Origin of the sequence: Halorubellus amylolyticus (assembly GCF_034808145.1) — an archaeon.
GTDB lineage: Archaea > Halobacteriota > Halobacteria > Halobacteriales > Natrialbaceae > Halorubellus.
Window position 1 is genome coordinate 60,869 of the sequence record NZ_JAXHGM010000006.1, and the last position, 13,520, is coordinate 74,388.

Annotated in this window: 13 protein-coding genes and 1 tRNA gene; 7 read left to right on the plus strand and 7 right to left on the minus strand. The window is 60.7% G+C overall.

Annotation, left to right across the window (positions count from 1 at the left end):
- Positions 1-389: 389 nt before the first annotated feature.
- Positions 390-1,178: a TrmB family transcriptional regulator gene (locus tag SM754_RS14230; RefSeq protein WP_323676908.1), complete on the minus strand. Its 789-nt coding sequence runs from the start codon at positions 1,176-1,178 to the stop codon at positions 390-392.
- A gap of 159 nt (positions 1,179-1,337) precedes the next feature.
- Here SM754_RS14230 and SM754_RS14235 point away from each other — a divergent pair, with 159 nt between their 5' ends.
- Positions 1,338-1,670 (plus strand): DMT family transporter, encoded by a 333-nt coding sequence (locus SM754_RS14235; RefSeq protein ID WP_323676909.1) that lies wholly within the window; start codon positions 1,338-1,340, stop codon positions 1,668-1,670.
- A 72-nt stretch (positions 1,671-1,742) separates the two neighbouring features.
- Here the strand turns inward: SM754_RS14235 and SM754_RS14240 are convergent, their stop codons facing one another.
- Together SM754_RS14240 and guaB are read right to left on the minus strand one after the other, a co-directional pair.
- On the minus strand, positions 1,743-1,901 hold the full coding sequence (locus SM754_RS14240) for a hypothetical protein (RefSeq protein WP_323676910.1): 159 nt from the start codon (positions 1,899-1,901) through the stop codon (positions 1,743-1,745).
- Positions 1,902-2,056: 155 nt separating this feature from the next.
- Positions 2,057-3,556 carry an IMP dehydrogenase gene (gene guaB, locus SM754_RS14245; protein ID WP_323676911.1) on the minus strand — a complete coding sequence of 500 codons (1,500 nt, stop codon included), beginning with the start codon at positions 3,554-3,556 and terminating at the stop codon, positions 2,057-2,059.
- 301 nt (positions 3,557-3,857) lie between these two features.
- Here guaB and SM754_RS20535 point away from each other — a divergent pair, with 301 nt between their 5' ends.
- The 4 genes from SM754_RS20535 to SM754_RS14260 all read left to right on the plus strand — a co-directional run bounded on the left by SM754_RS20535 (position 3,858) and on the right by SM754_RS14260 (position 5,629).
- A complete protein-coding gene (locus SM754_RS20535; RefSeq protein ID WP_501993793.1) occupies positions 3,858-4,058 on the plus strand; it encodes a DUF8099 family protein in 201 nt (66 codons plus the stop codon).
- Positions 4,055-5,089, plus strand: a complete 1,035-nt coding sequence (locus tag SM754_RS14250) for a DUF5794 domain-containing protein (RefSeq protein WP_323676912.1) — start codon at positions 4,055-4,057, stop codon at positions 5,087-5,089. Before SM754_RS20535 ends, SM754_RS14250 begins: the two co-directional genes overlap by 4 nt.
- A gap of 83 nt (positions 5,090-5,172) precedes the next feature.
- Complete coding sequence (locus SM754_RS14255) at positions 5,173-5,400, plus strand: DUF5795 family protein (RefSeq protein ID WP_323676913.1); 228 nt, start codon at positions 5,173-5,175, stop codon at positions 5,398-5,400.
- A 49-nt stretch (positions 5,401-5,449) separates the two neighbouring features.
- Positions 5,450-5,629: transfer RNA gene (locus SM754_RS14260), tRNA-Trp, on the plus strand.
- A 352-nt stretch (positions 5,630-5,981) separates the two neighbouring features.
- Here the strand turns inward: SM754_RS14260 and SM754_RS14265 are convergent.
- The 3 genes from SM754_RS14265 to SM754_RS14275 are packed head-to-tail and all read right to left on the minus strand — an operon-like array spanning position 5,982 to position 7,415.
- On the minus strand, positions 5,982-6,452 hold the full coding sequence (locus SM754_RS14265; RefSeq protein WP_323676914.1) for a type IV pilin domain-containing protein: 471 nt from the start codon (positions 6,450-6,452) through the stop codon (positions 5,982-5,984).
- A 19-nt stretch (positions 6,453-6,471) separates the two neighbouring features.
- The gene (locus tag SM754_RS14270) at positions 6,472-6,987 is read right to left on the minus strand and encodes a type IV pilin domain-containing protein (protein WP_323676915.1); all 516 of its coding nucleotides are present in this window, start codon (positions 6,985-6,987) and stop codon (positions 6,472-6,474) included.
- A 2-nt stretch (positions 6,988-6,989) separates the two neighbouring features.
- On the minus strand, positions 6,990-7,415 hold the full coding sequence (locus SM754_RS14275) for a type IV pilin domain-containing protein (RefSeq protein ID WP_323676916.1): 426 nt from the start codon (positions 7,413-7,415) through the stop codon (positions 6,990-6,992).
- 421 nt (positions 7,416-7,836) lie between these two features.
- On the opposite strand from SM754_RS14275, the gene SM754_RS14280 reads away from it, so the two are divergent.
- Together SM754_RS14280 and SM754_RS14285 are read left to right on the plus strand one after the other, a co-directional pair.
- Positions 7,837-8,619, plus strand: coding sequence for a hypothetical protein (locus tag SM754_RS14280; protein WP_323676917.1), 783 nt, complete (start codon positions 7,837-7,839; stop codon positions 8,617-8,619).
- A 1,201-nt stretch (positions 8,620-9,820) separates the two neighbouring features.
- Entirely contained in the window at positions 9,821-11,404 is a 1,584-nt protein-coding gene (locus SM754_RS14285) for a hypothetical protein (protein WP_323676918.1), read from the plus strand.
- Between the two features lie 616 nt (positions 11,405-12,020).
- On the opposite strand, the gene SM754_RS14290 is transcribed toward SM754_RS14285, so the two are convergent.
- Positions 12,021-13,052: a tyrosine-type recombinase/integrase gene (locus SM754_RS14290; protein WP_323676919.1), complete on the minus strand. Its 1,032-nt coding sequence runs from the start codon at positions 13,050-13,052 to the stop codon at positions 12,021-12,023.
- Positions 13,053-13,520: the final 468 nt, after the last annotated feature.

A 13,520-nucleotide genomic window follows, 5' to 3' on the forward strand; every position in this document is an offset into this window, starting at 1 on the left:
CGTGGAAGCGCACCCCGCCCGGCACCTACTGGATGCCCGGCAGGGAGCGACCCGCGAAAGCGGTCAGGGTGTTCGTGAACGTCGCTGTGCGACGTGAACGAACGCTTATGATAAGGAGCGAATCGCGGCGCTGTGCCGCGATTCGAACTTATCATAACTGGTTCAATTCCCTTCCGGCCCGCTCCTGCGACGAACGAACGTGAGGAGCGGAGCGGTCAGCGAGGGAATTGAATCAGGGAGCAGCTCGCTGCGACCGTGGTTCGAGTTCCTTCCGGCCCGCTTCTCTCGCAGTACCATCGACTCGTGAGCGCCGCGTGACGGACGCGGACGGGTATCGAATCAGCGAGGAACGTGCTGCGACCGTGGCTCGGTTCTTCTTTCTGGGAGGGTCAGTCGGTGACGGGGATTGCGTCGTTCCAGAGCGCCTGGAAGTGTCGTTCGAACTCGTCGACGACGTCGGTGTCGGTCACTGCGACGATGCCGAGGCGGTCCCCGCGTCGCCGCGGATGTGGGACGTCGACGGTGGTGACGTGTTGGTCGATGACGTCGAACGAGAGGGGGACGTCGGCGAGCGCTCTGACGTGGACCGTTGCCGAGTGCGTTTGGACGTTATCGAAGAAGGCGTCGGGGATGGTCTCGAGTACCCGTTCGCTGACGAGGAGCGAGACCGAGACGTCGGGTGTCGTGCCGTCGAAGAACGCGTCGACCTCGCGTTCGAGCGTGTCCCACGAAGCGGACTCGTAGGGTGGGCCGACGACCGCGTGAACGGTCGACGTCGCGGTCTGAACGTGTTCTTGGAGGGCGGTCTGCATCTCGGTGCTCCCGAGCGACCCGAGCCAGACGCTGCCGTCCGCCGGCGACGTCGGGAGGAGGTTCGAGCGAACGTCGGCGGCGACCTCCCGGTAGCGCGTCCATTCGTCGCGGAGTTCGAGGGCGCGTTCGGCGAGCAGTCTGTCGACCGCGGTCTCGGGCTGGACCGCGACGTAGCGCGCCGGGTCGGTGGGTTGCGTTCGAACGAGCTGTCGGGATTCGAGTCCGTTCAGGACGTCGTAGATGCGTCCCCTGGGGACGCCACTGGCGTTGGCGAGGTCCGTCGCTGTGACTGCGCCGGTCACCAGGAGCGTCCGGTAGACCTCCTCCTCGTAGCTCGACAGTCCCAGTTCGCCGAGGTCGGTCATTGGCTCGCCCCACGTTCGCGTGCGCTTTGTAGGTTCGCGTCCGGTGTTCGACGACCGGGTCCGCGCGGCGAGTCGCACTGTGGGGTCGTCGCGCGAAACGACCCGCAAGTGGCAGCTCATTTCAGAACGTTCACACCTGTGGTGGTGGGACCCGAATGCATGAATCCGTACGTGGTGCTGGCGGCCGCGATCGCGTCCGAGCTCGTGGGAACGACCGCGCTCAAGCTCTCCGATGGCTTCTCGAACCCGATACCGAGCCTGGGCGTGGTCGCCGGGTACGGCCTCGCGTTCTATCTGGTGTCGCTGACGCTCGAGGACCTCCCCATCGGCGTCGTGTACGGGACGTGGGCAGCGCTCGGCATCGTCGGGGTCGCGGCCATCGGCGTCGTCGCGTTCGACGAGTCGCTCGACGTCCCCGGGGTCGTCGGCATCCTCCTCGTCGTCGGCGGCGTCTACTGCCTGACCGTCGTCTCCGAGATGTCCACGCACTAGCCGTCCCAGGACGGGGCCAGAGCACGTGCCGCCGTTAGTCGCGTGCGAGGAGTCGGAGCCGAACCACGCCGGTCACGCGACCTCGCTGATGCGTTCGCTCCCGCACTCGGGGCAGAAGCTGTACGCGGTCCCGAACTCGCTGTCGCAGAACTCGCACTGGTACCGGACGTCGTTCTCCGGGTCGTCGGTCCCGCCACCGAGCGCGTCGCGGATGGAGTCGAGTACGCTCATGGTCCACGTCGAACTACGACACCATCCGTGTTAACAGTTACCACCACTCATGCGGTGCGTGGGTGTGGACCCGAACACGACCGCAAACCGAAGGACGGGACAGACGACCGAAGACGAACGAACAGGAACGAACGCGACCGCCCGGAGTCGACGCCTCAGCTACTGTCGGGGCTGTAGTTCGGCGCCTCGTCCGTGATGACGACGTCGTGCGCGTGACTCTCCGCCTGCCCAGCCGAAGACACGCGGACGAACTCCGAACGCTCCTTGAACGCGGGAATCGTCTCCGCACCCACGTACCCCATCCCGGACTGCATCCCACCGGCGAGCTGGTGGAGTTCGTCGCGGAGCGGGCCCTTGTACGGCGTCGCCGCCTCCACGCCCTCCGGCACGTAATCCTCCTCCTCCTCGGGCTTCTCCTTCAGGTAGCGGTTCTCGTCGTCGCCCGACTGCATCGCGCCGACGCTCCCCATCCCGCGGTACTGCTTGTACTTCTTGCCGTTCATCTTCACGACGCGCCCGGGCGCCTCCGCCGTCCCCGCGAAGTACGACCCGAGCATCACCGCGTCCGCGCCCGCCGCGATCGCCTTGATCGCGTCACCGGAGTACCGGATGCCGCCGTCCGCGATGACGGGCACGCCGTGCTCGCTCGCGACGTCGGCGACCTGCGCGACCGCCGATATCTGGGGCATCCCCGACCCCGACACGACGCGCGTCGTACAGATCGACCCCGGGCCGATACCGACCTTCAGCCCGTCCGCGAACCCGACGAGGTCCTCCGCGGCCTCCCGCGTCCCGATGTTCCCCACGACGACGTCCGCGTCCACGGACTCCTTGATGTCGCGAGCCCCGTCGACGACGTTCATGTTGTGCGCGTGCGCACAGTCGATGAACACCACGTCGACGCCCGCCTCGTCCACGGCGAGCGCGCGGTCGGTCTCGAACGGCCCGACCGCCGCCCCGACGCGGAGCCGGCCCTCCTCGTCGCGCGCCGCGTTGTCGTACTCGCGACGCTGCAGGATACCCTGCATCGTCAAGAGCCCGACGAGACGCTGCTCGTCGTCCACGATGGGAACGCGCTCGATCTTGTGCTCGTACATGAGTTCGAGCGCCTCGCGCGCGGTCGTGTCCTCGCGTGCGGTGACGACCTCCTCCGTCATCGCCTCCTCGACGTTATCCTGTTCGCCGACCTCCAGGTACGGGCGGATGTCCGTCCCGGAGATGATACCGAGGACCTCGTCGTCCTCGTTCACGACGGGAGCGCCGTTGACGCCCTCGCGCGCCATCAGGTCGTCGACCTCCCGGACCGTCTGCTCGGGCTGCGCCGTCACGACGTCGCGGATGATGAGCTCGTCCGCGCGCTTGACCTTCTCGACGTGACGCGCCATCTCGTCGACGTCCAGGTTCCGGTGGATGACGCCGAGCCCGCCGTGGCGCGCCATCGCGATCGCGAGGTCCGCCTCCGTGACCGTGTCCATCGCCGCCGAGAGCACCGGCGTCGGGAGCTCGACGTGCTTCGAGACCCTGGAGGTCAGGTCCGCCTCGTCCGGTTCGACGCGGCTCTCCTTCGGTCGCAGGAGGACGTCGTCGAACGTCAACGCCTCTGGGACGCGCAGTTTCTCCGAGAACGTACCGTCGGGGGGAACGTCGTTCGCCATGTAAGCCGTCCGAACGGGCGCGACTAAAGGTTTGCGAGACAGCCAGCGGCGTGCAAGCCCCTCTCACGCCCCGTGAATCGCCGGATTCGCGGCTGCGCGCGAGCTACGAACAGGCGGCGACACCGTCGTTCTCGCGGTCGGAACGAACCGACGACTACGTTCCAGTTACCATCCCTCAGCATAATACCGCTCAGAGAGACGAACCCGAACCAGGGTACTTATACGAGGAGAACGCCCCGTTGGAGTTTGCGGGCACATCTCACACAACGCTTAATGCCCGAACCCCATTTCGTTAGCGCGTATGCTGGCTACGAACTCCACCGCAACGTGTATCGCCGGGCAGACGTCGACCGACTCGACCGCCCGCTTTACACTTCCGATGGCGCTCGTAGCCAAAGCCCACCCGTTCGGACTCCCGCGAGCAACCGCCACCGTCGACGCCGGCACTCGCTCGCATCACACCCACCTGGGCTCGGGTGACGCCCCGTACGAACATCGATGAGCACGAGCCGTCACCCCATCGCGCTCAGACTCGAAGGCCTCGTCGGTGGCGACACGAAGCTCCTCGCCACCGTCATGGCCCTCCCGCTCTTGGACGGTATCTTCCCCGCGCTCGTCCTCGCGGGCGCACTCGAAGAGACCACCGCGGCCCTGCCGGTCGTCGGCGAACTCCCGATCGGCGTCGTGCAGGTCGGACTGCTCGTGTTCGGCGGGAGCGCGACCGTCGCGGTCGTCCTCGCCGAGATGGAAGGATCGCGCATGGAGCGCGTCCGCACCATCCTCGTCGTCGGCAGCATCCTCACCGCCGGCGCCGCCCTCGAAGCCGCGATAGCGCCGACGCTCGCCAGCCTCCTCCAGCTCCACATCTTCGAGCGGTTCGCAGCACTCGTCATCGTCGCGATCGCCGCGAAGACCGCGAGCGCCCGCATCGGCGAGTACCTGCCCCGGCCCGCCGTCATCGTCGGCGCGGGCCTCATCGCGAGCCTCGACCTGTCGAACCCGACCCTCGAACCCGTCGCGAACACGGAGCTGATCTGGCTCGCCGCCGGCAGCGCCGTCGTCGGCACCACGTTCGCGCTCACCACCGCGCTGCTCGCACCGCACCTGCGCGCTCGCATGGCGATCGACCGGTTCCGGTTCGGGAGCGCCGTCGCCCTCGGCCTGCTCGCGCTCTCCATCCTCAAGCTCCCCGTCGGGAGCGCCCCGCTGCTCGTCGTCGCCGTCACCGCGCTGTTCGCGTTCGAACCCGACTCGGCCACTCGCGTCACCGCCGACGAACCCGGAGACGCGACCGCGGACGACGACCAGACCCCCAGCGACGCCAGTACCGTCACCGCAACCGACGGCGGGAACGAGACCGAGGCCGCCGTCGCGTTCGACGACACCGCAACCACGGACGACGCGACCGCGAACGACGCAACCGTGGACCACACGACCGCGAACGACGCCATGGCGGACGACGACGAAGACACCGGCACGACCGACGACGACAGCGACGACGCGTTCAAGGTCGACCGCGAACCCTGGCTCTGACCCCAGCCGACCGACCCCAACCCAACCGCCACACGTTCACTAGACGAGAACCCTTACCTACCAGCGACCCACCAGACACGACTATGCCAGCCAACCGCGTCGTCCAGGGCCGCATGGTCACCGCGAAGAAACTCGCCGAGATCGTCGAAGACGGCAGCGTCATGGAAGCCGAAGCCATCGAGGACGCCGACCGCGACTGCCCAGACTGCGGCGAGAACGTCGTCAAAGTCACGTACATGCCGAGCGTCACCGAACTCGTCACCGGCTACAAGTGCCAGGAATGCGACTGGCGCGACGCCGACCGCGACTAGCCCGAACCGAAACCCCTTTACAGCACTCCATCCAACCCGAAAGCGCAGCGGGGCTGTGGCCAAGCCAGGCATGGCGACTGACTCCAGAGGCCACGCGCCCGGGACGAAACTCCAGCTGATATACCGAGCGACCGACTGATCATCGCGTCGCGACGACGACCCTCTGGAGTTCCGAGGCGCACACACCGGAGATATCAGTCGATCGGGGGTTCAAATCCCTCCGGCCCCATACCGCTCCTTCGTCGCGGTCTAATCGACATACAGCGTGGGGTTCGTCGATTCGGGCGACCCCCTGAAAATCGGATTTCACGAGAGTCTTGTACCCACAATCGAAGACAACACCGCGCCGTCTGGTGGTCAACACGTCTCACGGTAGCGGCAATCTAAACTCTTTGGGTGCAGTGTCGCCACCCAGAGTGTAAAAACACCAATAAGAAGACTCCCCAGAGTTATTCGGACTCGCTGCTCGACTCGAACCGCGCGCGAATCACGCGCCGTGCAACATCGGGAAGCGTCGCGTACCAAAACAGAATCAGTAGGAGAGCCTCGATAACAGAAGACGATATGCGGTGTCCGACCGTTCAGTGAACGGTCCCGGTGCCTAACACCTGGGACTTCTGACCGTTATTCCAGATGACCTTCAGCGTCTTGCCATCGGGAAGCCCGCTGTTGGACGTCTCCTTCAGCCCGAGAGTGTCCCCGGACTCAATCTTTGGTCCGGTCCAGGTTTTCCCTGGAATAGTTGTTATGTCCACGCCGCTTGGTACACCTGAGTCTTTCCAGATGACTGTTCCGTCGACGGTGACACTCATGAATTTGCTTTTCACCGAGTCACCACCGATGATTGTGATATCTACGGTTTGACTCCCGCCATCGACGCCCCACTCTGTCTCGACAGTAGCCGTGGGCGTCTTCTTCGTGGACTCTTCTGCAAGCCCCAGAGCGAACGACCCCACTGCCGCTGCGAGGATGACAGTCACAGCAACCATTAGTACAACTCCGATGGTTGATGATACTGCTTTGTCGGCGGAAAAAAGTACTGTTACTTTCATAAAAGGAGGATTCCGCGCGTTACGGAATCGTGCCCGTAGTCAGGATATTGCTTCCATCACTGCTCGGAGAGTTCCAAACGACTTGGACCTCGTTCCCGGAGACGAACTGCTTGCTGCTCGACTCGATCAGAGTAATTGAGCCGCCAGCAGTCCACGTGTTCGATCCAGTTTTTGCGTTATTCCCACCCTCGTCTTTTACATCTGCATCTACTGTGGGATCCCACGAACTACCACCTGATACAAACGTGAGCGTATTCCACTGGATTGCGTCCCCACCTTGATGGGTAATGGATACCTGATCATTGTTATCCACGGTTCCAGAAGAGGGTTCGAAGCCGTCTGTGGTGGATCCGCCTGCGTCAGCCGCATATCCCATTTCGTAGCTCGCCTGCGGAACTTGGGTTTGGCTGCCACCGATTCCGAGCACGAACGCCCCAATGACAGCAGCGAGGATGACGGTTATCGCAACCATTAGAATCACGCCGATGACCGGCGAGACCGCATCCTCATCACTTAGTACGGAACGAAGTTCCATTTTTAGATCGTCCCGCTTCCGATGATATTCGTGGAATCGCTCGAAGGGGAACTCCAAACGACCTGAGCCTCTTCGCCAGTACTCCAGCTAGTTGAGGTTCCAGTCATCGTTTCACCGGCGTCCCACTTCGAATTACTATTCGCGTCGCTCACGATACTTACGTCACCAGCAGCCTCAGTGCGAGCTCCCGCAAACGAGATACGGTCTGGAGTAATAGCATCCCCACCTTGGTGAGTGACTTCTAAATGCCCCCCGCTATCCACATTGTAGTCGAAGCTGGCCTGCGGGACTTTCGTTTGACTGCCACCGATTCCGAGTACGAACGCGCCGATCACGGCTGCGAGGATGACCGTTATAGCCACCATAAGGATGACTCCGATAACCGGAGAGACAGCATCCTCGTCCGCGAAGAGGTTTTTGATTTGCATTGGTATTTTTCCCACATCGGCTTGCGGCGTTCACCCACCGTGCCGATGGTATCCAGACTCTAATCTGCTAACTACTTAATAGCGTCGGCCAGCCGCTCTGTGATAGGTCCGTATCGCTTGTCCAGAAAATGGTATAGCGGTCCTTGCCCCGCTTCAACTCGCCCTTGAAGAGCCAGACAAACCGGCCACGTATGGCGTTTCTGATTTTAGAAGCCGGTTCACGCCCATCATGATACTTTCCATAGGAATAATCAGAGAACCAAATCACAAGGGAAGAATTTATATACTATGTCTAATGCCTGTCTGGAAAACGGGTGGGACGCGTTAAGCGCCCAACCGGTGTGGGTTAGCGAGGGTTGCCACCCCCGCAACCTGCTAAAAACCACCTGTACTTAAACATCTTACCACCACCTTTCCCATCATGCAGATCATCACCGAAGCCGACGTTCTCGCAACCTATAATCGAAAGGACCCAACGAGCGAAGAACTCGTTGCTGACTACCGAGAGTACCAAGACTACACGCAGGAACACCCCGACGAAGGGCCGACTCTCATCTCGCGCGCGTTGGATATGCCACTCGGTCGAATCAAGGAGTGGCACAACGGTGTCCAACCAGACGGCTACCGGGCAATATCGTTCCTCGACGAGAACGGGTGGTTCGACGCAATGCCAGCCTCCACAACGAACTCAATCAATCGCCTCATCGCGTGGCTCCTGGCGAGCGGCTGCGTCCAAACCCAGGGGTTTCGACCGCGGTTCACACTCCACGACAGCGAGGACATATACAGGCTCTCCAGTGGCCTCCGGAATCTCGGCCTCAAACACGATGTTCAACATCGAGAAGGTCGGCCCGATGAAGTCACCATCCCCGAGTGGTCGTCGGTCGCCGGGCGTGCGTTCGCAGCAGCAGGTGTCCCCATAGGCAACGACCACTATCAAGTGGACACTCTCCCGGGGTATCTCAACTATGCCACGACCACCATGAGACGGGTCTTCATCGAAATCTTCCTGCTGACAAGAGCCGGTGAAGCCCCGGAACCGTGGGCCACCAAGATTGAGCTACGACCGACGCGCCCAGCTACGTACATCGACGACTTCGAGACCTTGTGTCGCCAAGAGGGTGGCCGATCACACGTCGAACGCGCGGGACGGGACATATTCTTCTCCCCTGTCGCGCTTGAGCGAATCACCGAGGAATCCTAAGTTGAGTTAGTCGTCTCCCCTTTGCTGGTCTGTCGTTCCACGGGTTGGCTTTGTACCGAGTCGCTCTCGAATCACTTTCCGCGCAAGATCGGGAAGTCCCAGGCCAATCGCCATGCCCAGGAGCAACCTATTCACATCTGCCGTGAAGCCGCTGGATTGAGCATCAACGGGAACGCCGCACCCTTCCATACGTCTGGTTACTCGGAATAGAGTAAAACTACCCAATTCGTACGATACGCCAGTTATACTCCCATCTCTTCTTATGCTCTATTCGGCATATCCAACCCCTGCCGAGAGAAAACCGATAGACAGCATCGCTCAATCCCGTACAGCCCCGGACAGGCTCCCTACTGCGTTTGGACGACCGAACGTAGGAACACCTTCAGACCGATACGAAAGCCGACAGGGACCGCCACCGGGCCTCTGATGGCGTCCCTGCAGGGGAACTCACGTCGACAGCGCTCCGTCGTTGATCAGTCTGCTATATGGCTATCACACTAACACTGTACTCCACTGGACTCCCTATAAGTGAGCCCTGTCAGTTAACCCTGTAACTCAACGGGAACTCCCGCTTACGCACAGTCCAAGACTGTCAGTACGAGACTGTACAATAATCACAGTACCTACGTTTACCGGGATTGTCTAACTGTGAGGCCAGGTTGAACGTAGAGGTCCACTCCGGTTGACACCGCTTGCAGCTCCCGGTTGCGGGGCTGGTTATCAGGTGCAATCAACAATCTCCAAGCGTCCGTATTCCTGGCTATTCGGGTATTCAAACGGGTTCTAACGACCGACATGGTTAATATCGCTCCCCGCGTTATACTCATTGAGAACAAGCCCCTGAGGCGTAGCCTTGGTTTGCACCTGTTCTCTTGTAGGGACCACGAGGTTCCTGCTGAAACCTCTCGGTATGAGCGGGCCGCTTGTCTCCCGAAGTGAGCGTCGGCAAGAACCCCCCAAGCCCCCCGGGTGGTTCCACCTTGACCGTAACTTACTGATGTTACTTCTAAGTGGAATACCTGAAGTGTCTGTCTGGTTTTCTGGTGGTATTGATTGATGGAGTACCTGATGTAGTACCTGTTCTGTGTACACAGGTACTGGCCACCCACCCACCTACTACGTGATGGTGCGAGAACCAGCATACGGCGGCGGGTAATGCGGTCGAACAACTGATTCACGGTATATAAACGAACACACGACAATGAGCATTGAATCTCTAAATCCTAATGTTGATGAAACTAAGACCAACTCCCTCGCGGACTTCTTCGCTGACCTGTTCCCGGGATACAAACCCTACGTCCGATACGGGTACTACGATGAAGGCCCCAAACAAGAACCCCGACTCCGTTCACTACACGCTCCGATCCCCGAGTGGGCCGTGTTCGCGAGTCCTATCTACTTCCTCTCGCCTTCGCAGATTGACCGGCTTGAGAGCTTATGGCAAACCCCGAGTGCGACCAAGGGCTGTAACAACATCGCAATCGAACTTCAGGATGAGTGTGAAGCGAGTGACAGGGTACTGTATCCCGTTCTCGCGGAGAGTGACGCACTCGAAGAGGACTGCACGTTTGAAGAACTTGTGCGGTGGCTTCAGGACTTCGCCCGGGACGTTCTGGGCGTTCCTCCGGACGTCTGTTGGTTCTACTACACGGGCAGCCGGTCGATTCACCTTCACACGCCGCTGTTCTTCAGGCATGACGAACTAACCTCGGTTAAGCGTGCTGCCGAAGCGTTCAACGAAGAGAAGGGTGCGGAGTTGGACACCTGCATCTACAGCCGCAAGCGCCAGTTCCGCCTGCCTGGGGCCGTTCATCACAAGACGGATAGACGGAAACTCCAACTCGATCCCGAGGACCCGAACGGTAGTGTGGCCCGTCGAATCCAACGTGGTGAGGTAGAGACCCATGAGACGTTCGGTGAGTTTCTCGAAGACCTCTATGATCCATACCTCCGGAGTGGAGGTGCGGCCTTCTGGCAGTGTCTCACCACGCAGGTGATTGATGATTCAACCGGGCATACTGGTTCGGTCCATCCACGGGGTCCAGCTGAACAAGCCGAGAAGGACGCATACGATGCACACGAGTTCTCCCCGTATGCGAACGCTGACAATGGTGGACAAAGCGTGGTTGCGTTTCGAGTCTATGGTGAACCTTTCGAGGAGGACACGACGCACGTGTACTCAACATTGGTTCCTGCGTACATCTTCGCGGGCCACGGCTGTACTGGGAAGGACTATTACAAATACAAGGAACACGCGCCAATCCAGTTATCCAAGCGAGACGCAAAGAAATGGGACTTCGACGAGGACGAGATTGTCGTCCTCATCGGGGGCAAAAGCCGGTCGTCGCGGATATTCGCGATCACCGAGGAGGAGGCGGAGGTTCTCGTGGACGGCCACCTGCATTACGAACATGGAGATCGACTTCGTGCGCTGGAATACCTTGCCAATCGAGGCTATGACGTAGGTAAAGGCCGTGTCCGGACGAAGTCCAAACCGAACCCCGAACGGGTAGGGTCGGACACCAGCAAGTCCAGTCTCACGGAGAATAGTCCTGCTGCGAAACTGCAACGCCGGGCGGAACGTAAGGGAATCAGCGCGTTATCTCATGAGGAAAGAAGGAAGGTCGCGTTCCGACTGCTGACGCGAGACTGGGACGTGGCATGGAACTGGTTCGTGGCACAGTACGGCGACGACTTCAAGCCCGAAATCACCCGGCGAGCGTTCATCACCTGCATTAAGGCCTTTCCTGAGGACTACAAGCATATCCGAATTCCGGATCAGTAGCGGCTCGTTCAGCAGGTAGTCACTCCACGCCTTCTGTGGGCCTCACCACGGCGTTTTCTTCTATCAACGTCTCCAACTATTCGCGGGGACAGTCGAACCCCCTGGCGGCCTCCTGGGGGACGTGGATGGGGTTGTCGTCTGGTGGGACTCGCCTATGGGACGAGCGCAATTTCAGCAAAAACTTTCGACCGGACTAACGATCTTCCGCAATCCGGAATCCCCGACCGTGTCACAACCTCTCATGATTTCCAGAAGACCACGGCCCGACCGCCCACCTTCTTCTTGAGGCGTCGCCCCCACGGTCCTCAACGTGGCGGTCGACTTCGAGAACCCCGCGTCCGACCCCGACGCACTGGCGAGTGCTACCACCGCGGCGGACCTGCTGACCTTGAGGGGCGGCGTTCCCGTTGATTTCCATCAGGTACAAAACCAGCGCAATCCCGTTGGTGGGTGCCCGTGATGTCTTGCGCCCTCGGACGAGTTCCATACCCGAGACGGTGCGCTGGGCGTGTCCTGCTCTCGATGTGAGGCGCTGGTTCCCGTTGATGCCCAGTGGTTCAAAGACGGGGAGAAGATAGCGTCGCTGTCGCAGGCAGCCCGGTTGTACCAGACCGCTTCAGAGTAGGTCCAGGTGTTCCGACCGGCCCTGCTGTTTTTCTTCTTCCCTTCGGGCGTCGTAGTGTTTATTGAGGGTATCGACCCCAACGTCAACACGTTCGCTTAGTTCGTCTTTCGGCCACCCACGGTTGATGTGATAGGTTATTGCCCCACGTCGAATCGGGTGGAGACTCTTACTGCCGGGGCAGCTCGGCGCGGCTTCGACATCCTGCGCGGCTTCGCACTCCTCGATGGTGCGGTCGTGTGGACAGTTGTTTGTGGTCACGCACGGGCGGCTCATGCCGACGAAGTTCTTGTAGGCGACGCCACGGCTGACGCGTTGCGTTGGCGTGGTGAACAGTGGCTTGCGGTTGTAGTCGTCGCGGACGTTGCTGCGTCTGCTCTGTATGTAGTCTCGGAGAACGCCTTTCAGGTCGTCGCTGATACCGACGTTGCGTTCGCTCTTGTTCCCGTTCTTCAGTGGGGTTCCCTGTTCGCGGCGGTTCCGGAACTTGAGTATCGGTTGCTGTTTGTTGTTCCGCGTGAGGTCATCCAGGTCGAGTGAGATAGCGCCGCTGATACGACAGCCGGTGTGCCACATCGTGTAGAACATGGCGTGGTTGCGGCTGGCGTACTCGTACTTCTGGAGGTAGCGGAGGATGTCTTCAGCCTGTGGGAGTCGAAGGGTATCCTCGCTCACAGCGTCCTCAGTCGGGAGGCTCGGGACGTCGACGCGCTCGTACAGTGCGAAGTCAACGTACTCGCGGCGGCCGCACCACTTGATGAAGACGCGAAGGTGCTTGACGTTGTTGTGGAGCGTGACGAGCTTGACTTCCTCTCTGCGGCTGTCCTTCCACGATTCGATCTCGTAGGAGCCAACCTCGGACATCTGGTCGATGTCGTGGCTCTCCAAGAACTCGATGAACGAGGTGGTTGGGTACTTGTAGGCGCGAACGGTGCTGTCTTTGACAGTTCCGCGTTTGTCCTTGAGGAACTCGCGGCGGGCCTGTCGTGGCGACACGTCGGTTGGGTGCGTCGTTGGGTCGGTCATTGGTGTATCGCCACCAGGACGACACGGGACGAAGTTTCGACAGGGCCACACGGCATCGTATTCCTCGCGTTTCTTGCGAGCGCCGGGCGCGCGAGCAGAGGAGGTCAAATCCCTCCGGCCCCATTTTCTCGCGGCACGGAACGACGAGTCGTGGATGCGTCGGTGGGACGTGGGATGGTGTTCCAATCTCGTTTTCGTGTGTCCGGTTCGAGTTGTCGAGAGTCGGTCCGTGTTTCGAGTGGGTAGAGCCGTGTGAGACTCCGACTGCGCCGGGGGTCGGTCGCGTTCACGCAGCCGGTGCGTGGGTGACCAACTCTTCTCGTTGTGGGTTGTCTCGGTTTCGGCGGTGCTTGAATGGCTCGTGGTGGGTTGGACGCTGTCGATGTTCGATTCGGGTTCTCCGAGAGAGTGTCTGATTAACTGTATTGTGCATCCGGGTTTAGACAGATAGTTTAACTGTTATCGTGG